A 22,853-nucleotide genomic window follows, 5' to 3' on the forward strand; every position below is an offset into this window, starting at 1 on the left:
GGCGCGGTGGTGCTCGTGGATACGCGCCGGTTGGCCGACAGTTTTCCCGCGGTGGACTACTTCGAGGAGGCGCGGCTGCCGTTCGTGGTGGGGGTCAACGGGTTCGACGGGCATTATCCGCATGGTGAGGACGAGATCAGGGAGGCGTTGACGTTGTCGCCGACCACGCCGATCATCCGTACGGACGCCCGTAAGCGGGACTCGGTCAAGACGACGCTGATCACGCTCGTCGAGCACGCCCTCACCACGCAGGTGGGGGCTCCCGGGTGGTGAGCCGGCGGTGCGGGCTAGGGCACACATGCCGTCCGGGCGGCTAGGCTGGGAGCGACTGTTGGTCCACCCACCCGTCCACTCGCTTCGAGGCTGGCCACACACGTGTTCGAGACGCTTTCCGACCGGCTGACTTCGGTCTTCTCCTCCCTACGGTCCAAAGGCAGGCTTTCCGACGCCGACATCGACGCGACCTGCCGCGAGATCCGCATCGCGCTGCTCGAGGCGGACGTCGCGCTGCCGGTCGTCAAGGACTTCGTGGCCCGGGTCAAGGAGCGGGCCCGCGGAGTCGAGGTCTCCCAGGCGCTGAACCCCGCCCAGCAGGTCGTGAAGATCGTCAATGACGAGCTGATCGAGATCCTGGGCGGTGAGACGCGGCGCCTGCGCTACGCCAAGACCCCGCCGACCGTCATCATGCTCGCCGGCCTCCAGGGCTCCGGCAAGACGACCCTGGCAGGCAAGCTCGCCAAGTGGCTGCGCGACCAGGGGCACGCCCCGCTGCTCGTCGCCTGCGACCTCCAGCGGCCCAACGCCGTGCAGCAGCTCCAGGTCATGGCCCAGCGGGCCGAGGTGGCGGTCTACGCCCCCGAGCCCGGCAACGGCGTGGGCGACCCCGTCGCGGTCGCCCGCCAGTCGGTGGAGCACGCCCGGCGCCAGCAGCACGACGTGGTCATCGTCGACACCGCCGGCCGCCTGGGCATCGACCAGGAACTGATGAGGCAGGCGGCCGACATCCGCGACGCCGTCAGCCCCGACGAGATCCTCTTCGTGCTCGACGCGATGATCGGCCAGGACGCGGTCAGCACCGCCGGCGCGTTCCTTGAGGGCGTCGGCTTCGACGGCGTCGTCCTCACCAAGCTCGACGGCGACGCCCGCGGCGGCGCCGCCCTGTCGGTGCGGCACGTCACCGGCCGGCCCATCATGTTCGCCTCCACCGGCGAGAAGCTCGCCGACTTCGACGCCTTCCACCCGGACCGCATGGCGGGCCGGATCCTCGACATGGGCGACATCCTCACCCTGATCGAGCAGGCGCAGAAGACGTTCGACGAGCAGGAGGCCGCCAAGATGGCGGGCAAGCTCGTCGCGGGCGACGGCTTCACGCTGGAGGACTTCCTCGAGCAGATGATGATGGTCCGCCGGATGGGCCCCATCAAGAACCTGCTCGGCATGATGCCCGGCATGGGGCAGATGCGAGACCAGCTCAACCAGGTCGACGACCGGGACCTGGACCGCATCGCCGCGATCATCCGTTCGATGACGCCGGGCGAGCGCCAGGACCCGAAGATCCTCAACGGCTCGCGGCGTGCCCGCATCGCGAACGGCTCCGGCGTCACGGTCACCGAGGTGAGCAACCTCGTCGTCCGCTTCTACGAGGCGCAGAAGATGATGAAGCGGATGACGCAGGGCATGGGCATCCCCGGCATGCCCGGTGGCCGCAAGAACCAGAAGCCGCAGAAGGCCAAGAAGGGCCGCCGGGTCAGCGGCGACCCCCGCAAGGCCGCGCTCGGCAAGGCCGCCGGCGGCGCGTCCGACGACGCTCCGAAGGTGCCGAAGGGCGTGCTGGGCAACCTCGGCGGCGGCCAGCTGCCCCCCGGCCTGGAGCTGCCGCCCGGCTTCGACCCGTCCAAGCTGAAGCTGCCGGGGCAGAAGTAGCCGTACCGGGGAGGCACGTCAGAGCGACACCCCGGGGGCCATGGGGGTGACGTCGATCCTGCCGTCACCGCAGACCGCGGCCTTGAACGGGATCTCGAGGTGCGCCACCTCGTCCGGCGGGATGATCATCAGCCGTGCCGAGGCGGGACACGTGGTCTCGCTCCCGCCGGGCACGACCGTCCAGTGGAGACGCGCGTGGGCGCTCGCGCCCGGCCGCAGCGTGACCCGATGGGGCGTCACGCTCTCCCGGCGCGTCCGCGTCCGCAGCGCGTCCCCATGGCCGTCGATCATGATGAGCCCGACGAAGCCGTAGACCCAGCAGGTCTTCGACGAGGTGTTGGTCAGGACGAGTGCCGCGTACCGCTGGCCCGCCCCCGCGTCCTGCGCTCCGGTCTTCGCCCGCAGCCCCGTCGTACGGCACCGCCTGGCCGGGGCCTGCGCGGACGCCTTGGCCGGGGCCTGCGCCGACGCCGCCCTGACCGCTCCGGAGCCCGGCGCCCGCACGGCCGTCGTCGTCGCGCCGCCCGCCTGGCTCATGCCGCTCGCGTGAGTCGCGACGGGGCGGGCGGGCGCGGTGCCGGCCGGTGCCGCGCAGGCGCTCAGGAGCGCGAGACCGGTGACGGCTGTGGCGAGGCGTGCAGTGCCTCTGCTTCGTTCCATGTCCTGTGAGACGCCCGGATCGGCTGGTAGGTTCAGGTGGGAGGCGTTTTGGCGAATCCACGCCTTTCCCGGAGCCTGTCATGGCGAAGCATCCGCAATCATCTGGCAGAATGTCAGGCTGGAACATCGTGGCCATGCGGGTGCCCTCTCACCCCCGCCGGTCGCGCCTGTCCCTCGGGCGGGCTCCCATCGTGCCCCACTCGATGTGACACCGCTCACCCACGCTCTAATGCAGGAGAGACCACACCCGTGGCAGTCAAGATCAAGCTCAAGCGGCTCGGAATGATCCGCAACCCGCAGTACCGCATCGTCATCGCCGACAGCCGCAGCAAGCGCGACGGTCGTGCGATCGAGGAGATCGGCCTGTACCACCCGAAGGAGAACCCCTCGCGCATCGAGGTCGACTCCGAGCGGGCTCAGTACTGGCTGGGCGTCGGTGCACAGCCCACCGACCCGGTTCTCAAGATCTTCAAGCTGACCGGTGACTGGCAGAAGTTCAAGGGCGAGCCGGCTCCGGCGCCGCTCCTGGTGGCCGAGCCCAAGCCCGACCGTCACGCGCTCTACGAGGCCGCGGCCCGGGAGACCCTGTCCGCCGACGCGGGCGCCACCGCCACCACGCCGAAGAAGGCCAAGCGGCCGGCGAAGGCCGAAGAGACCACCGAGGCCCCCGCAGCCGAGGAGAAGCCGGAAGGCGAGGCCTGAGGTGCTCGAGGAGGCCCTCGAGCACCTCGTCAAGGGCATCGTCGAGCATCCTGACGATGTCCGGGTCCGCCCCCGGCGCATCCGCACCGGGCGCGTTCTCGAGGTCCGGGTTCACCCGGAGGACCTCGGCAAGGTCATCGGCCGCGGCGGCCGTACGGCCAAGGCGTTGCGCACGGTCGTGAACGCCCTGTCCAACGGCAAGTACGTGCGGATCGACCTGGTCGACCTGGACGAGGCGCGCTGAGCCGTACCCTTGTGGCCGGGGGACCCTCTCACGGGGGTCCCCCGGCTCTTTTTCAGGGCCGTCGCCTCGCGGCGGGGCCGATGGTTGTCGAAGGCCGGATGGTCGTCGAAGGAAGGCGAGACGTGCAGCTTGTCGTGGGCAGGATCGGCCGACCGCACGGTGTGCGGGGCGAGGTCACCGTCGAGGTGCGCACCGACGACCCCGGCACGCGCTTCGCGACGGGGACGGAGCTGGCCACCGATCCTCCGGGCGCCGGTCCGCTCACCGTGGAGGGCGCGCGCTGGCACAAGGACATCCTGCTGCTGGCCCTGGCCGGGGTGAACGACAGGGAGGCGGCCGAGGCTCTGCGCGGCACGCTGCTCGTCATCGACTCCGCCGACGTCGCGCCTTCGCAGGACCCGGACGAGTTCCACGACCACCAGCTCATCGGGCTCGCGGTCGTGACGACCGAGGGGGAGCGGATCGGCGAGGTCACCGACGTCCTCCACCACGGTCAGGACCTGCTCGTCGTGAAACGCCCCTCCCGTGACGACTTCTACGTGCCGTTCGTCAAGGCGCTCGTGCCCGACGTCGACCTCGGCAAGGGCGTGCTGGTCGTCGACCCGCCGCCGGGGCTGCTCGACCTCGACGAGACCCGGTAGGGCCGTCCCGTGCGCGTCGACATCATCTCGATCTTCCCGGAGTACTTCGCCCCGCTCGACGTGTCCCTCATGGGCAAGGCGCGTGAGCGCGGCCTGCTCGACGTCCACGTCCACCAGCTCAGGGACTGGGCGCACGACGTCCACAGGACCGTCGACGACACGCCGTACGGCGGCGGGCCCGGCATGGTGATGAAACCCGAGGTCTGGGGCGACGCGATCGACGCCGTGGTCGCGCGGGGCCGGGCGTCGGCGGGCGAGGGCCTGCCCCGGATGGTCGTCCCGACCCCGAGCGGCCGGCCGTTCACCCAGGAGGTGGCGCTGGAGTACGCCGCCGAGCCGTGGCTGCTGTTCGCCCCCGCCCGTTACGAGGGCATCGACTCCCGCGTCGTCGCCGAGTACGGCACGCCCCTGCGAGCCGACGAGGTGAGCATCGGCGACTACGTCCTCGCCGGGGGAGAGGCCGCCGTCCTGGTGATCGTCGAGGCGGTCGGGAGGCTGCTCCCGGGCGTACTCGGCAACGCCCGCTCGGTCGCCGACGACTCCTTCGCCCCCGGCGCCATGGCCAACCTCCTGGAGGGCCCCGTCTACACCAAGCCGCCCGTGTGGCGCGGCCACGAGGTGCCGCAGATCCTGCTGTCGGGCCACCACGGCAGGATCGCCCGCTGGCGCAGGGACGAGGCGCTGCGCCGTACGCTCGGCAAGCGGCCCGAGCTGGTCGGCAGGATCGGCGAGGAGAGCCTCGACAAAGACGACCGCCGGGTCATCGAGGAGTTCGAGGAGCGCCGCTCCGCCGCCTCGTTTCGCGCCGGGCCGGAAGATATGGCAGACTGAATCGCTGCTGCCGTCTGCGGTTCGGCCGGGTGAGGCCCGGCCCCAGACGGAGCGACCGAGACGTATCAAACCAGCACGCGTGTCCCCCTCGTCGCCGGGCCTGTGGCCCGGCCGGGTGGACCTCCGCGCGCCGATGTCGATGAGGAACCGCCGCCATGCACACGCAGATCCAGGAGCTCGAGAAGGCTGCTCTCCGCAGCGACGTACCGGATTTCCGCCCGGGTGACACGCTGGAGGTCCACGTCCGCGTCGTCGAGGGCAACCGGTCCCGTATCCAGGTGTTCAAGGGCTTCGTCCTGCGCCGCCAGGGCGGCGGCATCCGTGAGACTTTCACGGTCCGGAAGGTCAGCTACGGCGTCGGCGTCGAGCGGACGTTCCCCGTCCACAGCCCGGTGATCGAGAAGATCACGCTGGTGACCCGCGGTGACGTCCGCAGGGCCAAGCTTTACTACATGCGCGACCTGCGCGGTAAGGCCGCCCGTATCCGCGAGAAGCGCGACGCCCTGCCGGCCGCCAAGTAAGGCCGACGACGATCGTGGTCCGTGCCTGCTGGTACGGGCCACTTTCTTTTTGCGAGGACAGCCGCGTCCGCGGCACGCACCGTCGTGGACATCATCTAGGCTCAGCAGCGATTGGTTAGCGAGGGTCAGGGGTCCGGCACGCGCCGCCCCGCCCAGGACGGGGTGGACGTGGTCGCCGAAGACGTCAAGCCGGCCGCTGAGGACGGCAAGAAGAGGGGCTCGTTCTGGCGGGAGTTGCCCGTTCTCATCGTGGTGGCTCTCGCTCTGGCACTTCTGATCAAGTCCTTCGTGGTCCAGGCGTTCTACATCCCGTCGGAGTCGATGGAGGACACCCTCCTCGTAAACGACCGCGTGCTCGTCAACAAGCTCGTGTACAACGTGCGGGACATCGAGCGCGGCGACATCGTCGTGTTCTCCGGGCTCGACTCCTGGGATCCCGAGGTGCAGATCGAGGAGCCGTCGAACCCGGTGGCCGGCGCGCTCCGCTGGGTCGGCACCGCGCTCGGCCTGGTCCCGGGGGAGAAGGACTACATCAAGCGGGTCATCGGCGTGCCGGGCGACAAGGTCAAGTGCTGCGACGCACAGGGCCGGATCACCGTGAACGGCGTTCCGCTGGAGGAGAAGGCCTACCTCTACCCGGGTGACGTCCCCTCGGGGGACAAGTTCGAGGTCACCGTTCCCCCCGGCAGGCTCTGGGTGATGGGCGACCACCGCTCCGTCTCGTACGACTCCAGAAGGCACCAGGGCGACCCGGGCGGCGGGACGATTCCGGCGGACAAGGTCGTCGGTCGCGCCTTCGTGATCGTGTGGCCCTTCGACCGGGCGACGATCCTGCCGATCCCGCCGACGTTCGCGCAGCCGGCTCTGGCGGCCGCCGAGGGCGCCGCTCCGCTCGTTCTCGGCTTCGCCGGCGCCCTGCCGCTGGTGGCGCTGCGCCGACGGTCGGCGAGGCGGTAGCCCGTGGCCACGACCGAAGAGACCGAAGAAAAGGAATCCCGGCCCGCGAAGAAGACCTCGAGCCTGCGTGAGACGCTCTACTTCACGCTGGGCGGAATCGTGGTCGCGCTGCTCGTGCACACCTTCGTCCTGCAGTCGTTCTACATCCCGTCGGCGTCGATGGAGAAGACGCTGCTGATCAACGACCGGGTCATCGTCAACAAGCTCGCCTACCGGTTCGGGTCGGTGGAGCGTGGCGACATCGTCGTCTTCAAGGGCTGGGACGGCGAGGACACGATCAAACGGGTGATCGGGATCGGCGGCGACACCGTCAAGTGCTGCGACGCCAAGCGCCGGATCACCGTCAACGGGACGCCGCTCGACGAGGAGGACAAGTACCTCTACCCGGGGGTCTACCCTTCCGGGCAGGAATTCCAGGTGAAGGTCCCTCAGGGGCGGTTGTGGCTGATGGGCGACCACCGCAACAACTCGATGGACTCCCGGTACTTCCTGGACGATCCCAACCACGGGACGATCGCGGTGAGCGACGTGACGGGGCGGGCCTTCGCCCGGTACTGGCCCCTGTCGCGCCTGTCCATGCTGTCCCGGCCGCCGACTTTCTCCGACGTCCGCTGAGCTCACCTGCGGCTTTGCCGCAGGCGCGGTTCCTGCCGTATCGCCTGGCCGGAATGGGGCGTAATCTGCTTGTCGTCATGACAGCTGCGTATCGCCCACGTCCCAGCGTCGTACGGCGGGATTCGGGACTCTACGGTTACGAGCGGGCGCTGGCCCGGCGGGGGTTCGCTCCCGTCGCCGGGGTGGACGAGGCGGGCCGGGGCGCCTGTGCCGGGCCGCTCGTCGTCGCCGCGGTGGTCCTGGGGCGGGACATCGACGGGTTGACGGACTCCAAGCTCCTCACGGAGCCCGTCCGCGAGCGTCTCTACGACCGGGTCGTCGCCACGGCCAGGGCGGTGAGCGCCGTCGTCATCCCTCCCGAGGAGATCGACGCGCGGGGGCTGCACAAGTGCAACATCGCCGGCATGCGCCGCGCGGTGGCCGGCCTGGGCGTCGACCCCGGTTACGTCCTGACCGACGGCTTCCCGGTGGCCGGCCTGCCGGCCCCGTCGCTGGCCGTGTGGAAGGGCGACCAGGTCGCGGCCTGTGTCGCGGCGGCCTCCATCGTGGCCAAGGTCACCAGGGACCGTATGATGCACGGCTTGCACGAGATCTACCCGCAGTACGGCTTCGCCGAGCACAAGGGCTACGTGACGCCCGGCCACCGGCGGGCCTTGGCTGTGCACGGACCCAGCCCTCACCATCGGTTCTCGTTCGTGACGGTGGCGAGGGTGACTCGTGGGATGGAGATCCCGGACGTGAGCCCATGGACCGGGCAAGATGGGGACATGCGCGAGAATGAGGTGGGGGCCGGTGTCGTCTGAACAGGCGCACGCGACGGGGAGCGGAAGTGGAGGACCGGGATGAGCGCGGAAGATCTCGAGAAGTATGAGACCGAGATGGAGCTGCAGCTCTACCGGGAGTACCGCGACGTGGTCGGGCTGTTCACCTACGTCGTGGAGACCGAGCGGCGCTTCTATCTCACCAACTCCGTCGATCTCGACGTGCGCACCGCGGAGAACGGGGACGTCTTCTTCGACGTCAAGATGCAGGACGCCTGGGTGTGGGACATGTACCGCCCGGCCAGGTTCGTGAAGAACGTCCGGGTCGTGACTTTCAAGGACGTCAACGTCGAGGAGCTGGCCAAGCCGGACCTGGAGATGCCCAAGGAGGGCTTCTCCAGCTGAGACCGGTTATCCCCAGAATGACGTTCGGCTGATTCCGCCTGCCCCTGGCTGCCGCATCGTCGTGTCATGCGGATCCTCGCGTACGCGCTTCTCGCGTCACTCGCCTTCCTCGTGCCCCCGGCCCAGCCCGTTTCCCCCGACCGGGCAGCATTTCTCTCCTCGGTGTCCGCGGAGTCGTCAGCGCCGATTTCCAGGCCCATTTCCAGTGGGGTCTCTCTCGTGGACGCGTCCAGGGCGGACGGGTCTGGTGGGGGCGCGTTACGGGTGGGTTCGCCATGGACTGGTCGCAGGGGAGCTGACCGGACACGGCTCTTCCTGTGGGCGCCTCCCTGGCGAGCTCCTTCCCGGTGGACGCCTTCCCGGGTAGTGCTTGGCAGGGGAGTGCCTGGCCGGTGGACACCCACCCAGCGGACACCCACACAGCGGGCGCCCACACAGCGGGCGCCCACACAGCGGGCGCCCGCGCGTTGGGCGCCTGCGGGGCGGGAGCGGGGCCCCGCTGAGTGGCGGTGGCCGCTCGCCGGGCGGCCGCAGATGCTCAGGCGCTTCGATCCTCCGCCTCAGCGCTGGCTGTCCGGCCATCGCGGTGTCGATCTCGACGCTCAGCCTGGGTCGAAGGTTCGCGCGGCGGGGCCTGGGGTGGTCCGGCTGGCGGACCGGGTGGCCGGCCGGGGCGTCGTGGTGATCGTCCATCCCGGCGGGCTCCGCACGACCTATCTGCCGGTCCGTGCCTCAGTCCGGCCGGGGGACACCGTGGTGGCAGGCGAGGCGATCGGCGTGGTGGAGGACACCGTTGGCCACTGCGCTGGGCTCTGCCTGCACTGGGGGCTCTTGCGGGGGTCCCTGTACCTCGACCCACTCCTGCTGTTCGGCTACGGACAGGTCCGCCTCCTCCCGATCTGGTCTCACGCAACCCGCAGTTCAGCTGAGTGAGCCCGCACCGCGAGGCGTACCGAGTGGGAAGGCCACCCGGAGTCCGGCCAGGTGTGCGGCCCCCGAGACGAACCCGCTTGGCGCCCCCGTGGGGCCCCGAGTTGACCGTTGTCGTTCAGGCGCGGGGATGGGCCTGACGGTAGGCCGCTCGAAGGCGTTCGATGGACACGTGGGTGTAGATCTGCGTGGTCGCGAGAGATGCGTGGCCGAGCATCTCCTGGACGCTGCGCAGGTCCGCCCCGCCCTCCAGCAGGTGTGTCGCCGCGCTGTGGCGCAGGCCGTGCGGTCCCATGTCAGGCGCTTCGGCGGCGGCGAGCCGGGCGTGCACGACGCGCCGGACCGTCCCTTGGTCGATCCGGCCTCCTCTGACACCGAGGAAGAGCGCCGGCCCCGTCCCGTCGCGGATCCACACGGGCCTGCCGCGCACGCACCAGGCGTCGAGAGCCCGGAGGGCGGGCAGGCCGAAGGGCACGGTCCGCTCCTTGCGTCCCTTGCCCAGCACGCGGACGGTGTTGCGATCGCGATCAACGTCGTCCACATCCAGGCCGCAGAGCTCGCTCACCCGCATCCCCGTGCCGTACAACAGCTCCATGATCGCTTGATCGCGCAGGTCTTTCGCGTCACCGGGCCCGTCGAGGTCGAGGGCCGCCTCCGCCTCCGCCTGGTCGAGCACGGCCGGAAGGCGGCGGCCCGCCTTGGCGGTGCCCAGGAGAAGCCCGGGATCGCTCGCCAGCCACCCCTGCCGGCGGCAGTAAGCCGTGAAGATCCGAGCACACGCGGTCCGGCGAGCCAGGGTGGCGCGAGAACGGCCCGCCCGGTGCTGGCCTGCGAGCCACCCCCGGAGGACCGCGACCTCCAGCCCGTCGACGCTCTCATGGCCGGCAGCCTCCAGATGCGCGAGCAGAGAGGTCACATCCCCCATGTACGCCCTGACGGTATGGGCCGACAGGTCTCGTTCCAGGCGGAGATGCCGTTCGAACCTGAAGAGAACGTCCTCAAAGCTCAGAGGCATGTGGCTCCTCCAGCTAGATGCCGATCACCATGGGCGGCATGCTACCGCCGGGCCTTCCTGACCACCCTTCCGTCGCGCCACCGACGCACCGCGCTGTCGCACTACTCCGGACGCTTTGGCCGTCTGCCCGCTCGGTCTGCCCGCTCGGGCGGCCTGTTCGGGCGGCCTGTTCGGCCGGTTCAGTTGGTCGACCCGTTCGGGTGGTCCGTTCGGTCGGTTGCCCGCTCGTGTCACCGTGGGATCTGCCTGTGTTCCCGGACATTCACCGCCGGTCGGGTCGTCGCAGCCGCCAGCCGCGGTCGACGGACTCGACGAACCCGGCGGCGGCAAGAGCGCCCAGACAGCCGAGGGCTGTGGTGAGGTCGACCCCGGCAGCCACGGCGATGGCGGCGGGGCCCGCCGGGCCTCGCGCGGGAATCGCCTCCAGCACCCGCCTGGTCTCCTCGTTGAGCCCGTCCGTTGGCCGGACCGGCCCTCGCCGCTCGGGAGCCAGATCGTCACCGATGGCGCCTACCAACTCGACGACCTCCTCGACCGAGGTGACACATACCGCTTTGCCTTGCCGGATCAGCACGTGGCAGCCTGTGGACGCCTCGGCCGTTATCGGGCCTGGCACCGCCATCAGGTGCCGGTTCAGGCCGGATGCGTGCGTGGCCGTGTTGAGCGCCCCGCTGCGCACCGCCGCCTGGACGACCACCGTCCCACGCGACAGAGCGGCGATCACCCGGTTCCTCACCAGGAAGCGGAGCCGGGTGGGGTGGGCGCCCGGCGGCCATTCGCTGACCACCACGCCCCGCGACCGCACGGCGCGGAACAACTCCTCGTGTGCGCTGGGGTAACAGATGTCCGTTCCGCAGGCGAGGACGACCACCGTCGCCGCCTGAGACGCCAGCGCCCCCCGGTGCGCGGCGCCGTCGATCCCGTAGGCTCCGCCGCTGACCACGGACCAGCCCCGGTCGCCGAGTCCGGACGCGAACTCGGCGGCCACAGTGGTGCCGTACGCCGTCGCCGCCCTTGAGCCCACTATCGAAACGGAGCGCAGGCAGGAGAATCGGAGGTTGGCCCGCCCGTCGAGCCAGAGCCCGAAGGGACGCGTGTCGGCGAGGTCGTCGAGCTGGGTCGGCCATTCGGCGTCGCCAGGAATGATCAGCCGGGCGCCCCGCTCGCGCCCCTGTGAGAGGTCGGCCACGGAGTCGGCGCGCCGGGCCGCCCAACCGGCGACCAACTGGTCCAGGTCGGTCCGCCGCCTCGACATCTGGGCGAGCTCCCGTTCATCGCGGACGAACTCCGGCGCCAACACCCCTCGTCGTGCCTGGGCGAGCGCCTCCTCGGCCCCGTACCGGGCGATCAGCCGGCCCATGACCGGATCTCCGGCCTCCGCCATCCGCATCAGCGCGACCCGCGCCAGCCGCTCCCCGTCGTCGCCCATGTCCGGCTGTCCCTGGAGAGGCAGGCCGGGCCGCTCTCCGTCGCGGACGTCGCCGGGACGGTCCGGCGGCATCCCCTCTGCCGGTCTGCCGTCGCCGGGTCTGCTGTCGCCGGGTCTGCTGTCGCGGGATCTGTCCTCGCCGGGTCTGCTGTCGCGCGATTTGTGCTCGCCTGGTCTGCCGTCTCCCGGGGTGTCCTCGCGGTTCTGGCGTGGTCTGTCCTGGCGCGGTTCATCGTCATGCCGTCTGGTCTGCATCTGCGCTTCGTCACTCCACTCCGAGCCACATCGCCAGGGCCGCCGATGTCTCCGGCTCCCCTGGACGGTCTTTGCCTGCCAAGTCCGCGAGGGTCCACGCCACCCGGAGGATCCGATGGAGCCCGCGCGCGCTGAGGGTGCCGAGATCCAGGCCCCGGTGCAGCGGTGCGAGAGCGCCGTCAGGAACGCGGAAATCGGTTTGCAGCGCCGCCGAAGAGACGTCGGCGTTGCTGAGCCACGGGGTGCCCGCCAGCCGTTTTGCCGCCCGATCGCGGGCGAGCAGCACACGCTCGGCCACAGCGGCGCTGGGCTCGGTGAAGTGCCGGTCCGCCAGCAGCTCCGCCCGGGTGGCCAGGCCGATCCTCACCTTCACGTCGATCCTGTCCAGCAACGGGCCGGACAGCCGTGCGAGGTAGCGGCGCCGGGCTGTGGGGGTGCAGCGGCATGGGTGGCCCGGCGTCCCCTGCAGCCCGCATGGGCAAGGGTTGGCCGCCAGCACGAGCATGAACCTCGCGGGGAACGTGACCGTCCCGACTGCCCGCGAGATCGTGACCCTGCCCGACTCGAGCGGCTGGCGAAGCGAGTCGAGCACCGCCGTGGCGAACTCCGGTGCCTCGTCCAGGAACAGCACCCCTCGATGCGCCAACGACACCGCTCCCGGACGGACGACGCCGCCGCTTCCCCCGCCGACGACGGCCGCCATCGTCGCGCTGTGGTGGGGAGCCACGAAGGGAGGACGCGTGAGCAGGGGCCGGCCGGGAGGCAGCCTGCCCGCCACCGAATGGATGGCCGACACCTCCAGGGCCTGGTCGGTGTCGAGCGGGGGCAGAAGGGTGGGCAGCCGCTCGGCCAGCATGGTCTTGCCGCTGCCGGGCGGGCCGAGCATCCAGAGGTTGTGGCCTCCGGCGGCGCACACTTCCAGTGCCTTCCGTCCCACCGGCTGGCCTGCCACGTCACGCAGGTCGAGGTCACGGCCCTCCGGCTGTCCGCCGGGGTCCGGCCTGTCGGCGGGCCCGGCCAGGGAAGCGGCGTCGTCCACCACCGGCAGCCGACGCAGGTCCCCTGAGCGTAGCCACTCAACCAGCTCGCCCAGGGTCGCGACGGGGACGACCGTCAGCCCCGGCACCAGCGCGGCCTCGGCGGCGTTCAGCGAGGGGACGACGATTGTGCGGGCCCCCGCCTCCGCCGCGGCGAGTGCGGCCGCGAGCACTCCCCGGACGGGTCTGACCCTGCCGTCGAGGCCGAGCTCGCCGAGGAACATCGGCCCGGCGACGCGCGCCGCCGGGACGGCCCCGGCCGCACCGAGCACGGCGATCGCGATCGCCAGATCGAAGATCGACCCTCTCTTCGGCAGGCTCGCCGGAAACAGGCTGACCGTGACACGGGCGTCCGGCCAGGAGAAGCGGCTGTTGATCAATGCCGACCTGACCCGGCCCCGGGCCTCGCTGATGGCGGTGTCGAGCAGGCCGATGAAGTGGGCGCCCGCCACGCCCGGCCCCACGTCGGCCTCGACCTCGACCACCCGCCCGGTGACCCCCACCAGCGCGACGCATCGCGTACGTGCGACAGCCACCTCAGATCACTCCCCGCTCGTGCCGGATGGCGAAGTCACCCGCGAACCGCTCCAGCGCGATCACGTCGACCCGGATCGCACCGAAGCTCTCGGGCTGCGTGGCCAGCCACCGGCCGGCCAGAGACCGCAGGCGCAGCAGCTTGTCGCGCGTGACGGCCTCGAACGCCGTGCCGTGGCTGCGACCTGACCGGGTCTTCACCTCCACGATCACCAGTGCCTGCCCGTCGCGGGCGATGATGTCGATCTCCCCGTCGGCGCATCGCCAGTTCCTGGCGAGGATGCGCATGCCTCCCGACTGCAGAAAGTCGGTGGCGATCTGCTCGCCGTGCCTGCCCAGCCGATCCTTCGATGCCATGGGACCACCTCCGGCCACGACCTTCGCCCCTCCGGTGCCGCACGCGATCGCCAGAACGTGTTTCTGGGGACAACCCCGCGAGCCGCGGTCACCCCTGTGGGTAACTTGTGGACAACCTGTGGAAAGTGGTTCGCGTACCGCTGGGGAACACGCAGAGTGGAGACGTGCCGGACTTCCGGCCATGGGCCGTACCTGCTTCACGAGGAGCGATGCGAGGAGAGCGCGTTGATCGAGGGACTGATCGAGGACCTGGGGGCGAACGCCGGAGTGGTGCTGCCGGAGGTCCACGTGACAGGCGGCGATCCCGTCCTGCGATCGGGATTCAGGATCGGCACGGCCGCCGCCGCCTCAGTCGGTGCGGCGACGGCCGCCGTCGCCGCCCTGGCACATCGCCATCGCCGCGACCCCGCTCGTCGCACGTCCGCCTCCGAGCCCTCGCCGTACGTCACCGTCGACGTACGGCACGCCGCGATCGCCTTCCAGAGCGAGCGGCACTTCCGGATCGACGGGCGGCCCATGGAATTGTGGGCGGAGCTCTCGGGCGACTACCGGACGCGGGACGGCTGGGTAAGAATCCACTGCAACTTCGACCACCATCGCGACGCGGCCCTCCGAGGGCTGGGGCTTCGCCCGGGCGCCACCCGCGCTGATCTCGCACGGGGCTGCGAAAGCCGTACCGCGATGGAGATCGAGGAAGTGGTGACCGCCGAGGGTGGATGCGCCGCCGCGCTGCGGAGCAGGGACGAGTGGCTGGCGCACCCGCAGGCGCGCGCCATCGCGGGGCTGCCGCTGGTCGGCCTCTCCCCGCTGCCCGGGCCGTACGGAGCCGCCTCGGCCGTCACCGGGCATGACGACCGGCTCCCCGCCGGTGGCGAGCGGATCCGGAGCGGCGACGCGGGGGCGGGCAGGCCGCTGAGCGGCGTGCGGGTGCTCGACCTCACCCGGGTGATCGCCGGGCCGGTGGCGGCGCGCACGCTCGCAGCCCACGGCGCCGAGGTGCTGCGCGTGGGAGCGGCGCATGTTCCCGAGGTCCCTGGCCTCGTCGCGGAGACGGCCTTCGGTAAGCGCTCGTGCCACATCGACCTTCGCTCGGAGCCTGACAGGCTGCGCGAGCTCGTACGGCAGGCCGACGTGGTGATCCAGGCCTACCGGCCGGGATCGCTCAGTGCCAGGGGCTTCGGCGCCGGGGAACTGGCCGCGCTCCGGCCGGGGATCGTCTGCGTGGACGTCTCGGCGTACGGCTCGCGCGGCCCGTGGGCGGAGAGAAGGGGCTTCGACAGCCTGGTCCAGACGGTGTGCGGAATCGCTCACGAAGCGGGGGACGGCTCCCGGCCGGGCGCGCTGCCCGCCCAGGCGCTCGACCACGCCACCGGCTACCTGGCCGCGTTCGGGGCGGTCGCCGCACTGCTGCGCCGTACGGCCGAAGGCGGCTCCTGGCAGGTGGAGGTGTCGCTGGCGAGGACGGCCGCCTGGCTGGACGGGCTCGGCAGGGTCGACGGCGCCGCGGCCGGGAAGCCGCCGGCCGGCGACTTACCGGCCGGCGGCCTGCTTCCCGGTGATCTGCTGGCCACCATGCCCAGCGCGTTCGGCACTCTCACGTACGTCACGCCACCCGGCCACATCGACGGCGCCCCGCCGTACTGGGCCGGTCCGCCCCCGCGGCGGGGCGAGCACGCGGCCGCGTGGACGACTCGGCGCGCGGCGGGACCGGCGCCGGTCAACTGACGGGACGAATCCAGGTAGACTGTTCGACGGCCTGCCAGGCGGGCCGAATTCGCACGCCCACCAACGAGCCGCCTTCTCGGTCCGGACCCTGTCCGGCGAAAGCGGCCCGGGGCGTCAGGACGCGGGCACCTCGCTCGCGTGACCAACCGAGACTGTGCCTCACAGGCACACGACCATGGAGGACATCATCACCATGGCTCCCGTCGTCACCATGCGACAGCTGCTGGAGAGCGGCGTTCACTTCGGCCACCAGACCCGTCGGTGGAACCCGAAGATGAAGCGCTTCATCTTCACGGAGCGCAACGGCATCTACATCATCGACCTGCAGAAGTCGCTGTCGTTCATCGACCGCGCCTACGACTTCGTGAAGGAGACCGTCGCGCACGGCGGCTCCATCATGTTCATCGGCACGAAGAAGCAGGCCCAGGAGTCCATCGCCGAGCAGGCGTCGCGTGTCGGCATGCCGTACGTGAACCAGCGCTGGCTGGGCGGCATGCTCACCAACTTCTCGACGGTCCACAAGAGGCTCCAGCGTCTGAAGGAGCTGGAGGAGCTCGACTTCGACAACGTGGCCGCCTCCGGGCTCACGAAGAAGGAGCTCCTGATGCGCCGCCGCGAGAAGGACAAGCTGGAGCGCACCCTCGGCGGCATCCGCGACATGGCGCGCGTTCCCAGCGCGATCTGGATCGTGGACACCAAGAAGGAGCACATCGCGATCAACGAGGCCAAGAAGCTTGGCATCCCGGTCGTCGCGATCCTGGACACCAACTGCGACCCCGACGAGGTCGACTACCCGATTCCGGGCAACGACGACGCGATCCGCGCCGTCAGCCTCCTCACCCGCGTGATCGCTGACGCCGTGGCCGATGGTCTGATGACCCGCGCCGGCGCCGGTCGCGGTGACGAGAAGCCCGCCGGCGTGGCCGCCGTCGAGCCGCTGGCCGAGTGGGAGCGCGAGCTCCTCGAGGGTGCCGAGGCCGCTCCGGCCGCGGAGGCCGCCGGGACCGCCGAGGCTCCGGAGAGCGCCGAGCTCGCCGAGGCCCCCGCCGCGGAGACCGTGACGGACACCGCCGAGACCGCCGACGAGCCGGTCGCCGAGGCCCCCGCCGCGGAGCAGGGCGAGCAGGCCTAGTTCCGCACCGTACGGCAGGCCGTACGGGCACCAAGGCTCCACCCGGGTGGGCGCTCCAATCGAGGGGCGCCCACCTCCCACGACGATTCGCATTCGGGCCGAAGAGGAAATTGGACAATGGCTTCCGTGAACATGGCCGACGTCAAGCGGCTTCGTGAGCTGACCGCCGCCGGCATGATGGACTGCAAGAAGGCGCTCGAGGAGTCGGAGGGCGACCTCGACAAGGCCGTCGACATCCTGCGCCTCAAGGGCGCCAAGGACGTCGGCAAGCGCGAGGCCCGTACCGCGTCGAACGGCCTGGTCGCCGTCAAGCACGAGGGCGACTCCCTCGCCGCGCTGCTCGAGATCAACTGTGAGACCGACTTCGTCGCGAAGAACGAGCGCTTCCAGGAGCTCGCCGCGGAGATCGTCGATCACATCGTCACGAGCAAGCCGGCTGACGTGCCGACCCTCCTGGAGTCCCAGGTCGGCGCCAAGACTGTCAAGGAGCTGCTCGACGAGGCCAACGCGGCCCTCGGCGAGAAGATCGAGATCCGTCGGTTCTCCCTGCTCGAGGGTGGCTACATCGCCTCCTACATGCACAAGACCGACCCGCAGCTTCCTCCGGCGGTGGGCGTGCTCGTGCAGCTCGACAAGCCGAACGCGGAGATCGCCAAGGACATCGCCCAGCACACCGCCGCGATGGCGCCGAAGTACCTCAGCCCCGCCGAGGTGCCGGCCGACGTCATCGAGAAGGAGCGGTCGCTGTTCGAGCAGATGACCCGCGACGAGGGCAAGCCCGAGGCGGCTCTCCCGAAGATCGTCGACGGCCGGATCAACGGCTGGTACAAGGACTTCACGCTGCTGGAGCAGGCTTTCGTGAAGGACAACAAGAAGACGATCGCCAAGGTGACGGCGGAGGCCGGCGTCAAGGTCCTGGCCTTCACCCGCTTCAAGGTGGGCCAGGCTTAGGCTTAACTGCCAGGAGCTTGGACCCGCATTCCATACGAGGAGGCCGCCGCCGTGCAGGACAACACCAGATCCGCCGCGCCGGCGGCCTCGTCGTACGACGGGCCGCTCCGGTGGAAGAGAGTGATGCTGAAGCTGTCCGGCGAGGCGTTCGCCGGCGGCGAGTCCCTGGGGATCGACCCCTTGGTCGTCGCCCAGCTCGCCGACTCCGTCGCCGAGGCCGTCCGTGAGGGCGTGCAGGTGGCGGTGGTCGTGGGCGGTGGCAACATGTTCCGCGGCGCGGCCCTGTCGGAGCGCGGCATGGACCGCGCCCGGGCCGACTACATGGGCATGCTCGGGACCGTCATCAACTGCCTCGCGCTGCAGGACTTCCTCGAGAAGCGCGGCATCGACACCCGGGTGCAGACCGCGATCACGATGCAGCAGGTGGCCGAGCCGTTCCTGCCGCGCCGGGCCATCCGTCACCTGGAGAAGGGGCGGGTCGTCATCTTCGGCGCGGGGCTGGGATCGCCCTTCTTCTCCACCGACACCTGCGCGGCGCAGCGCGCGCTCGAGATCGGCGCCGAGGCCCTTCTCAAGGGCACCCAGGTCGACGGCGTCTACGACTCGGATCCGCGGAAAAACCCCGACGCGGTCCGATTCGACCAGCTCGAATACGGTGAGGTGCTGACGCGCGGCCTCGGGGTCATGGACGCAACCGCGATCAGCCTGTGCATGGACAACGGCCTGCCCATCGTGGTCTTCGACCTGATGGGTGAGGGCAACATCCTGCGGGCGGTCCGTGGTGAGAAGATCGGCACGCTGGTGAGTCCGGCAGGGAAATAGGGAGCCGCAGTGATCGACGATACCCTCCTCGAGGCCGAGGAGAAGATGGACAAGGCGGTGACGGTCGCCAAGGACGACTTCGCCGGTATCCGTACCGGGCGCGTCACCCCCTCGATGTTCAACAAGATCAACGTGGACTACTACGGGTCGCCGACGCCGATCCAGCAGCTCGCGTCGTTCCACGTTCCCGAGGCCCGCATGGTGCTGATCCAGCCGTACGACAAGGGCTCGCTGAGCGCGGTCGAGAAGGCCATCCGCGACAGCGACCTCGGCGTCAACCCCGGCAACGACGGCTCCGTGATCAGGGTGGTGTTCCCCGAGCTCTCCGAGGAGCGCCGCAAGGAGTACATCAAGGTCGCCCGCAACAAGGCCGAGAGCGGCCGCGTCTCGGTGCGGACCATCCGCCGGCACGCCAAGGAGGTCCTCGACAAGCTGGTCAAGGACGGCGAGGTCGGTGAGGACGAGGTCCACCGCGCGGTGAAGGAGCTCGACGACCTCACTCAGAAGCACGTCGCCAAGATCGACGAGTTGCTGAAGCACAAGGAAGCCGAGCTTCTCGAGGTCTGAAGACCCGGCCCCTGGGGAGAGACCTGGCAGGGCCGAACGGCACAACCGTGATCCTTGTGCCGCACTGCGTGGACAGGGCGGCACAAGGATCACGCGTATATAGGGAGTGGGACTCTGTGGACGGAACGGCTGCCGCAGGTGACCGGGGCTCGGCGAAGGGCGGCGCCAGGGCGGGCGACCACGCCTCTGGCGTCAACGCGCATGCCAACGGGAACGGCTCCGATGTGGACGGCTCCGGCATGAGCGGCACCGGCGGCTCCGATGTGGGTGGCTCCGATATGGGCGGGTCTGATATCGGCGGCTCCGGCTCGGGCTCCGGCGTGAGCGGCTCTTCGGGTGCCGCGGCCGGGGGCGGCAGCCGTACCGGCCGGAACCTGCCGGCGGCGGTCGCGGTCGGGGTCGCGCTGGGCGCTGCCGTCATCGGTTCGCTCTACACGCAGAAGGCGGCCTTCCTCGTGGTCGTCCTGGCCGCCGTGGGGGTGGGCGTCCACGAGTTGGTCAAGGCGCTGGGCACGCGAGGCATCCGGGTACCGCTTGTCCCGCTGCTGGCCGGCATGGCGGCCATGGTCGTCGGCCCGTACTGGGGCGGGGTCTCCTTCCTCGTCGGCGCGTTCGCCGTGACGGTCATGGTGCTGCTGACCTGGCGGATGTTCCAGGGGGTGGATGGTTATGTCAGGGACGCCACAGCGGCCCTGTTCATCGCCGTCTACCCGTCGCTGTTCGCCGGGTTCGTACCGCTGCTGCTGTCCCCCCACGACGGCGCCGACCGGGTCATCATCTTCATCGCGGTGACCGTGTGCAGCGACATCGGCGGCTACTTCGCGGGGATCTTCCTCGGCAGGCACCGGATGTCGCCCCTGATCAGCCCCAAGAAGACCTGGGAGGGCTTCGGGGGATCCGCCCTCGCCTGCGTCGTCGGCGGGGCGTTACTCGTGCGCTTCCTGCTTGAGGGCCAGTACTGGCAGGGCGCGCTCGTCGGTGCGGTCGTGGTCGTCTGCGCCACGCTCGGCGACCTCATCGAGTCGGTGATGAAGCGCGACCTGGGCATCAAGGACATGGGCAGTGTGCTGCCCGGCCACGGGGGGATCATGGACCGGCTGGACTCGCTGCTGTTCACGCTCGTCCCGGTCTGGTTGCTGCTGACGCTCCTGGTGCCCGTTCACTGAACCGCCGATCATCCCCGTCACATCCGGCTGTGCACGGTCAGGCGCTCACTGATCACCTCGTGTCCCTGGTCGGAGATCACGCGCAGCTCGGTGTCCGTGATCGGCACCAGCCACAGCCACCGTACGGCGTCACCCCCGAATGTGAACCCGGACATATCGGGTAATCCTGGGGGATTCGCGAGCATGATCACGCCTTGGTGCCCGCCGTCCAGCGGGAAGGTGCCGGATCGCTGGAACCATCGGGCTGTGTGGCCGTGCCCCAGCCAGGTCACCGACCGCCAGGGATACTGGCCGAGCCAGCTGAACAGCCGCGCCGCGATCCTGGGGTCCCGCCGGGTCGCCAGCGCCAGCTCCACCCGGCAGGCCGTGTCGTACAGCTCCGCCGTGGGCATCCGCTGGCAGCTCATTCCCACGGTGGACAGCACCGTGTAGCCCCGCCCGAACGTCGCGGGCCGCTCGCTCACGCAGACGAGGGGGAGCCGGTCGCCGCCCACGTCCCAGTACCGGCCCGGCGGCCCCACCCTGCTGTCCAGGTGTCCCATCACGAACTGCTGGAACGAACCCCAGCTTCCCTCCGCCTGCCGCCAGTGCCAGTAGGCGCGGGCCTTCGCCACCCTGGGCGCCAGCCCTTCCAGCGCCTCGCTCAGCGACCAGGCGAACGGCGACTCTCCGACGGCGTCCCGCGCGTACCCGGGCATGCCACGTTCCATGTCGGCCCAGCCTGGAATGACCGCCAGCAGATCGTGGTTCTCGTACAGGGCGACGCCGTCGCCCTCCTCGAACCACAGGACGGACAATGCCGCCGGGTTGAGCGGAGGCGTTCCGGAGGGGTGCCGGGTGCTCGACGCCGGCATCAGGGGCGGAAGCCCGGCGTTGGCCCTGGCGAGGTCCACTGTCGCCGGAGCCGGGGCATGGTTGGCGAGCCAGACCGCTCCGTGGACGACTCCCTTGCCGTCCCGAAGGTAGGCTACGGAGGATGTCCGGTCGGCTTCGATCGTGAGAGTGCGGCTCCCGTAAGGGTTGGGGCTGGTGAGCACCACCGTGATCTCCACGCACAACCTCCGGGACACGCCTCGGGATTACACCGCCAGTCCAGAATGTAGAGCTGCCGGCCGCAGCCGTTAAGACCGCTTGAGCGGGAGATCGAAAGGGTTTTGCGTGAGCGAGCAGCCGAAGACCGGGCAGCTGACCTTCGTCGCGCCCCGACGGGCGAAGCCGCAGCGCCATCTGGCGGATCTGACCATGGAGGAGCGCCGCGCGGCGGTGGCCGAGCTGGGCGAGAAGCCGTTCCGTGCCGACCAGCTCTCCCGGCACTATTTCGCCAGGTTGACCGGCTCTCCAGAGCAGATGACCGACCTGCCGGGCGCCAGCCGCGACCGGCTGGTCTCCACCCTGATGCCCCCATTGCTCACCTCCGTGCGCGAGATCACCTGCGATGGCGGTACGACCCGCAAGACACTGTGGAAGCTTTTCGACGGCTCGCTGGTCGAATCCGTCCTCATGCGCTACCCCGACCGCGCGACCATGTGCGTCTCCTCTCAGGCGGGCTGCGGCATGAACTGCCCGTTCTGCGCCACCGGTCAGGCCGGTCTGACGAGGAACATGTCGACCGCCGAGATCGTCGAGCAGGTCGTCGCCGGGGCTCGTGCCCTCGCTGGAGGCGAGGTGCCCGGTGGGCCCGGACGCGTCACGAATGTCGTCTTCATGGGCATGGGCGAGCCGATGGCCAACTACAAGGCTGTCATCGGCGCGGTGCGCCGCCTCGTCGATCCCGCTCCGGAGGGTCTCGGCATCTCCGCCCGTGGTGTCACCGTGTCGACCGTCGGCCTCGTTCCCGCGATCGAGAAGCTCGCCGGTGAGGGCCTGCCCGTGACGCTCGCCGTCTCGCTCCACGCTCCCGACGACGAGCTGCGAGACACCCTCGTCCCGATCAACACCCGCTGGAAGGTCGCCGAGGTGCTCGGGGCCGCCTGGGATTACGCCGCCACCACCAAGCGCCGCGTCTCCATCGAGTACGCGTTGATCAAGGACATCAACGACCAGGAGTGGCGGGCCGACCTGCTCGGCCGGCTGCTCAAGGGCAAGCTGGTGCACGTCAACCTGATCCCGCTCAATCCCACACCGGGGTCGAAGTGGACGGCGTCCCGTCCCGAGGATGAGCGGGCCTTCGTCCGCCGTCTGGAGGCCCACGGGGTCGCCGTCACCGTCCGCGACACGCGGGGCCGTGAGATCGACGGCGCCTGCGGCCAGCTGGCCGCAGCGGCTCCCACGGCATAGCCGTTGCCGACTCCTCGCCTGTGGTGAAAGTCGCCGCATGACCGGGTGGGCTGCCGGGGGCCAGCCATGGGTTCAGAACGGTGGAACGTCCGCAAAGGGGAGTGCACCGCCGTTGGCATCGCTCCTGTCGTCCTCTTTCTGATCGTCCTTTTTCTGAGCTGCTGTGTCTTGCTTTGCTCTGTCCTCTGCTCTTGAGGTGGCGTGGGGGTCTACGTCGTTGTGCCATATGCGATCCGGGGCTGCGGCGTCGTTGTCGTCTGTGGGGGGCTGCTCGTCGGGCCAGTGGCGTGGGCTGGGTCTCGGCAGCGGGGTGATGATCTTGGGTAGTCGGGCTTGGTAGGTGTGTCCGAGTGGGCTGGTCCAGATGATCAGGTGGGGTTGGGGCATGGTGGCGTG

General features: G+C 70.1%; 26 protein-coding genes. 19 read left to right on the plus strand and 7 right to left on the minus strand.

All coding sequences use genetic code 11. From position 1 onward, the window contains the following. The coding region (locus AB0B72_RS38870) for an ATP/GTP-binding protein (RefSeq protein WP_367744694.1) at window positions 1-273 on the plus strand (273 nt) is incomplete at its 5' end. Window positions 274-375: 102 nt separating this feature from the next. Beyond that, a complete protein-coding gene (gene ffh / locus AB0B72_RS38875) occupies window positions 376-1,923 on the plus strand; it encodes a signal recognition particle protein (protein ID WP_367744695.1) in 1,548 nt (515 codons plus the stop codon). A gap of 18 nt (window positions 1,924-1,941) precedes the next feature. Here the strand turns inward: ffh and AB0B72_RS38880 are convergent, their stop codons facing one another. Beyond that, the gene (locus AB0B72_RS38880) at window positions 1,942-2,583 is read right to left on the minus strand and encodes a DUF4232 domain-containing protein (protein ID WP_367744696.1); all 642 of its coding nucleotides are present in this window, start codon (window positions 2,581-2,583) and stop codon (window positions 1,942-1,944) included. A gap of 249 nt (window positions 2,584-2,832) precedes the next feature. Between AB0B72_RS38880 and rpsP the strand changes: the two genes are divergently transcribed. The 10 genes from rpsP to AB0B72_RS38930 all read left to right on the plus strand — a co-directional run bounded on the left by rpsP (window position 2,833) and on the right by AB0B72_RS38930 (window position 9,193). Beyond that, the gene (rpsP, locus tag AB0B72_RS38885; RefSeq protein WP_367744697.1) at window positions 2,833-3,285 is read left to right on the plus strand and encodes a 30S ribosomal protein S16; all 453 of its coding nucleotides are present in this window, start codon (window positions 2,833-2,835) and stop codon (window positions 3,283-3,285) included. Window position 3,286: 1 nt separating this feature from the next. After that, window positions 3,287-3,529 (plus strand): RNA-binding protein, encoded by a 243-nt coding sequence (locus AB0B72_RS38890; RefSeq protein ID WP_367744698.1) that lies wholly within the window; start codon window positions 3,287-3,289, stop codon window positions 3,527-3,529. Between the two features lie 122 nt (window positions 3,530-3,651). Continuing rightward, window positions 3,652-4,170, plus strand: coding sequence for a ribosome maturation factor RimM (gene rimM / locus AB0B72_RS38895; protein ID WP_367744700.1), 519 nt, complete (start codon window positions 3,652-3,654; stop codon window positions 4,168-4,170). Window positions 4,171-4,179: 9 nt separating this feature from the next. Further along, window positions 4,180-5,001, plus strand: a complete 822-nt coding sequence (gene trmD, locus AB0B72_RS38900; RefSeq protein ID WP_367744702.1) for a tRNA (guanosine(37)-N1)-methyltransferase TrmD — start codon at window positions 4,180-4,182, stop codon at window positions 4,999-5,001. 155 nt (window positions 5,002-5,156) lie between these two features. Further along, on the plus strand, window positions 5,157-5,522 hold the full coding sequence (rplS, locus tag AB0B72_RS38905) for a 50S ribosomal protein L19 (protein ID WP_367744703.1): 366 nt from the start codon (window positions 5,157-5,159) through the stop codon (window positions 5,520-5,522). A 162-nt stretch (window positions 5,523-5,684) separates the two neighbouring features. Next, entirely contained in the window at window positions 5,685-6,479 is a 795-nt protein-coding gene (gene lepB, locus AB0B72_RS38910) for a signal peptidase I (protein WP_367744728.1), read from the plus strand. A 3-nt stretch (window positions 6,480-6,482) separates the two neighbouring features. Beyond that, entirely contained in the window at window positions 6,483-7,094 is a 612-nt protein-coding gene (lepB, locus tag AB0B72_RS38915) for a signal peptidase I (RefSeq protein WP_367744707.1), read from the plus strand. 77 nt (window positions 7,095-7,171) lie between these two features. After that, window positions 7,172-7,897: a ribonuclease HII gene (locus AB0B72_RS38920; protein ID WP_367744709.1), complete on the plus strand. Its 726-nt coding sequence runs from the start codon at window positions 7,172-7,174 to the stop codon at window positions 7,895-7,897. Window positions 7,898-7,936: 39 nt separating this feature from the next. After that, the gene (locus tag AB0B72_RS38925) at window positions 7,937-8,260 is read left to right on the plus strand and encodes a DUF2469 domain-containing protein (RefSeq protein ID WP_030511723.1); all 324 of its coding nucleotides are present in this window, start codon (window positions 7,937-7,939) and stop codon (window positions 8,258-8,260) included. A 534-nt stretch (window positions 8,261-8,794) separates the two neighbouring features. Then, entirely contained in the window at window positions 8,795-9,193 is a 399-nt protein-coding gene (locus AB0B72_RS38930; protein WP_367744713.1) for a M23 family metallopeptidase, read from the plus strand. Between the two features lie 115 nt (window positions 9,194-9,308). Here AB0B72_RS38930 and AB0B72_RS38935 read toward each other — a convergent pair whose 3' ends face one another. The 4 genes from AB0B72_RS38935 to AB0B72_RS38950 all read right to left on the minus strand — a co-directional run bounded on the left by AB0B72_RS38935 (window position 9,309) and on the right by AB0B72_RS38950 (window position 13,817). Then, window positions 9,309-10,205 carry a tyrosine recombinase XerC gene (locus tag AB0B72_RS38935; protein WP_367744715.1) on the minus strand — a complete coding sequence of 299 codons (897 nt, stop codon included), beginning with the start codon at window positions 10,203-10,205 and terminating at the stop codon, window positions 9,309-9,311. Window positions 10,206-10,467: 262 nt separating this feature from the next. Beyond that, on the minus strand, window positions 10,468-11,706 hold the full coding sequence (dprA, locus tag AB0B72_RS38940; RefSeq protein ID WP_367744716.1) for a DNA-processing protein DprA: 1,239 nt from the start codon (window positions 11,704-11,706) through the stop codon (window positions 10,468-10,470). 193 nt (window positions 11,707-11,899) lie between these two features. Further along, entirely contained in the window at window positions 11,900-13,462 is a 1,563-nt protein-coding gene (locus tag AB0B72_RS38945; RefSeq protein ID WP_367744717.1) for a YifB family Mg chelatase-like AAA ATPase, read from the minus strand. A gap of 1 nt (window position 13,463) precedes the next feature. After that, a complete protein-coding gene (locus tag AB0B72_RS38950; RefSeq protein ID WP_367744718.1) occupies window positions 13,464-13,817 on the minus strand; it encodes a YraN family protein in 354 nt (117 codons plus the stop codon). A gap of 225 nt (window positions 13,818-14,042) precedes the next feature. Here AB0B72_RS38950 and AB0B72_RS38955 point away from each other — a divergent pair, with 225 nt between their 5' ends. The 6 genes from AB0B72_RS38955 (at window position 14,043) to AB0B72_RS38980 (ending at window position 20,180) form a co-directional block, all read left to right on the plus strand. Next, on the plus strand, window positions 14,043-15,542 hold the full coding sequence (locus AB0B72_RS38955) for a CoA transferase (protein WP_367744719.1): 1,500 nt from the start codon (window positions 14,043-14,045) through the stop codon (window positions 15,540-15,542). Window positions 15,543-15,735: 193 nt separating this feature from the next. Next, window positions 15,736-16,674 (plus strand): 30S ribosomal protein S2, encoded by a 939-nt coding sequence (gene rpsB, locus AB0B72_RS38960; protein WP_367744729.1) that lies wholly within the window; start codon window positions 15,736-15,738, stop codon window positions 16,672-16,674. Between the two features lie 117 nt (window positions 16,675-16,791). Continuing rightward, complete coding sequence (gene tsf / locus AB0B72_RS38965) at window positions 16,792-17,625, plus strand: translation elongation factor Ts (RefSeq protein ID WP_367744720.1); 834 nt, start codon at window positions 16,792-16,794, stop codon at window positions 17,623-17,625. Between the two features lie 51 nt (window positions 17,626-17,676). Continuing rightward, the gene (gene pyrH / locus AB0B72_RS38970; protein WP_367744721.1) at window positions 17,677-18,447 is read left to right on the plus strand and encodes a UMP kinase; all 771 of its coding nucleotides are present in this window, start codon (window positions 17,677-17,679) and stop codon (window positions 18,445-18,447) included. Between the two features lie 9 nt (window positions 18,448-18,456). Continuing rightward, on the plus strand, window positions 18,457-19,014 hold the full coding sequence (gene frr, locus AB0B72_RS38975; RefSeq protein WP_367744722.1) for a ribosome recycling factor: 558 nt from the start codon (window positions 18,457-18,459) through the stop codon (window positions 19,012-19,014). Window positions 19,015-19,130: 116 nt separating this feature from the next. Then, complete coding sequence (locus AB0B72_RS38980; protein WP_367744723.1) at window positions 19,131-20,180, plus strand: phosphatidate cytidylyltransferase; 1,050 nt, start codon at window positions 19,131-19,133, stop codon at window positions 20,178-20,180. Window positions 20,181-20,197: 17 nt separating this feature from the next. Here the strand turns inward: AB0B72_RS38980 and AB0B72_RS38985 are convergent, their stop codons facing one another. Then, window positions 20,198-21,232 carry a suppressor of fused domain protein gene (locus AB0B72_RS38985; protein WP_367744725.1) on the minus strand — a complete coding sequence of 345 codons (1,035 nt, stop codon included), beginning with the start codon at window positions 21,230-21,232 and terminating at the stop codon, window positions 20,198-20,200. A 106-nt stretch (window positions 21,233-21,338) separates the two neighbouring features. Between AB0B72_RS38985 and rlmN the strand changes: the two genes are divergently transcribed. Beyond that, window positions 21,339-22,457 (plus strand): 23S rRNA (adenine(2503)-C(2))-methyltransferase RlmN, encoded by a 1,119-nt coding sequence (gene rlmN / locus AB0B72_RS38990; protein ID WP_367744726.1) that lies wholly within the window; start codon window positions 21,339-21,341, stop codon window positions 22,455-22,457. A 72-nt stretch (window positions 22,458-22,529) separates the two neighbouring features. Here the strand turns inward: rlmN and AB0B72_RS38995 are convergent. Then, on the minus strand, window positions 22,530-22,853 hold a 324-nt coding region (locus tag AB0B72_RS38995), incomplete at its 5' end, for a hypothetical protein (RefSeq protein WP_367744727.1).

The sequence above is a fragment of the Microbispora sp. NPDC049125 genome (assembly GCF_040802045.1).
GTDB lineage: Bacteria > Actinomycetota > Actinomycetes > Streptosporangiales > Streptosporangiaceae > Microbispora.

What these genes read in the sequence shown, in the direction of transcription:
- AB0B72_RS38880 (WP_367744696.1), bottom strand. Translation starts at nt 2,583, where the DNA reads ATGGAACGAAGCAGAGGCACTGCACGCCTCGCCACAGCCGTCACCGGT.
- rplS (WP_367744703.1), top strand. Translation starts at nt 5,157, where the DNA reads ATGCACACGCAGATCCAGGAGCTCGAGAAGGCTGCTCTCCGCAGCGAC.
- AB0B72_RS38920 (WP_367744709.1), top strand. Translation starts at nt 7,172, where the DNA reads ATGACAGCTGCGTATCGCCCACGTCCCAGCGTCGTACGGCGGGATTCG.
- AB0B72_RS38925 (WP_030511723.1), top strand. Translation starts at nt 7,937, where the DNA reads ATGAGCGCGGAAGATCTCGAGAAGTATGAGACCGAGATGGAGCTGCAG.
- AB0B72_RS38930 (WP_367744713.1), top strand. Translation starts at nt 8,795, where the DNA reads ATGCTCAGGCGCTTCGATCCTCCGCCTCAGCGCTGGCTGTCCGGCCAT.
- AB0B72_RS38935 (WP_367744715.1), bottom strand. Translation starts at nt 10,205, where the DNA reads ATGCCTCTGAGCTTTGAGGACGTTCTCTTCAGGTTCGAACGGCATCTC.
- dprA (WP_367744716.1), bottom strand. Translation starts at nt 11,706, where the DNA reads ATGCCGCCGGACCGTCCCGGCGACGTCCGCGACGGAGAGCGGCCCGGC.
- AB0B72_RS38950 (WP_367744718.1), bottom strand. Translation starts at nt 13,817, where the DNA reads ATGGCATCGAAGGATCGGCTGGGCAGGCACGGCGAGCAGATCGCCACC.
- rpsB (WP_367744729.1), top strand. Translation starts at nt 15,736, where the DNA reads ATGGCTCCCGTCGTCACCATGCGACAGCTGCTGGAGAGCGGCGTTCAC.
- tsf (WP_367744720.1), top strand. Translation starts at nt 16,792, where the DNA reads ATGGCTTCCGTGAACATGGCCGACGTCAAGCGGCTTCGTGAGCTGACC.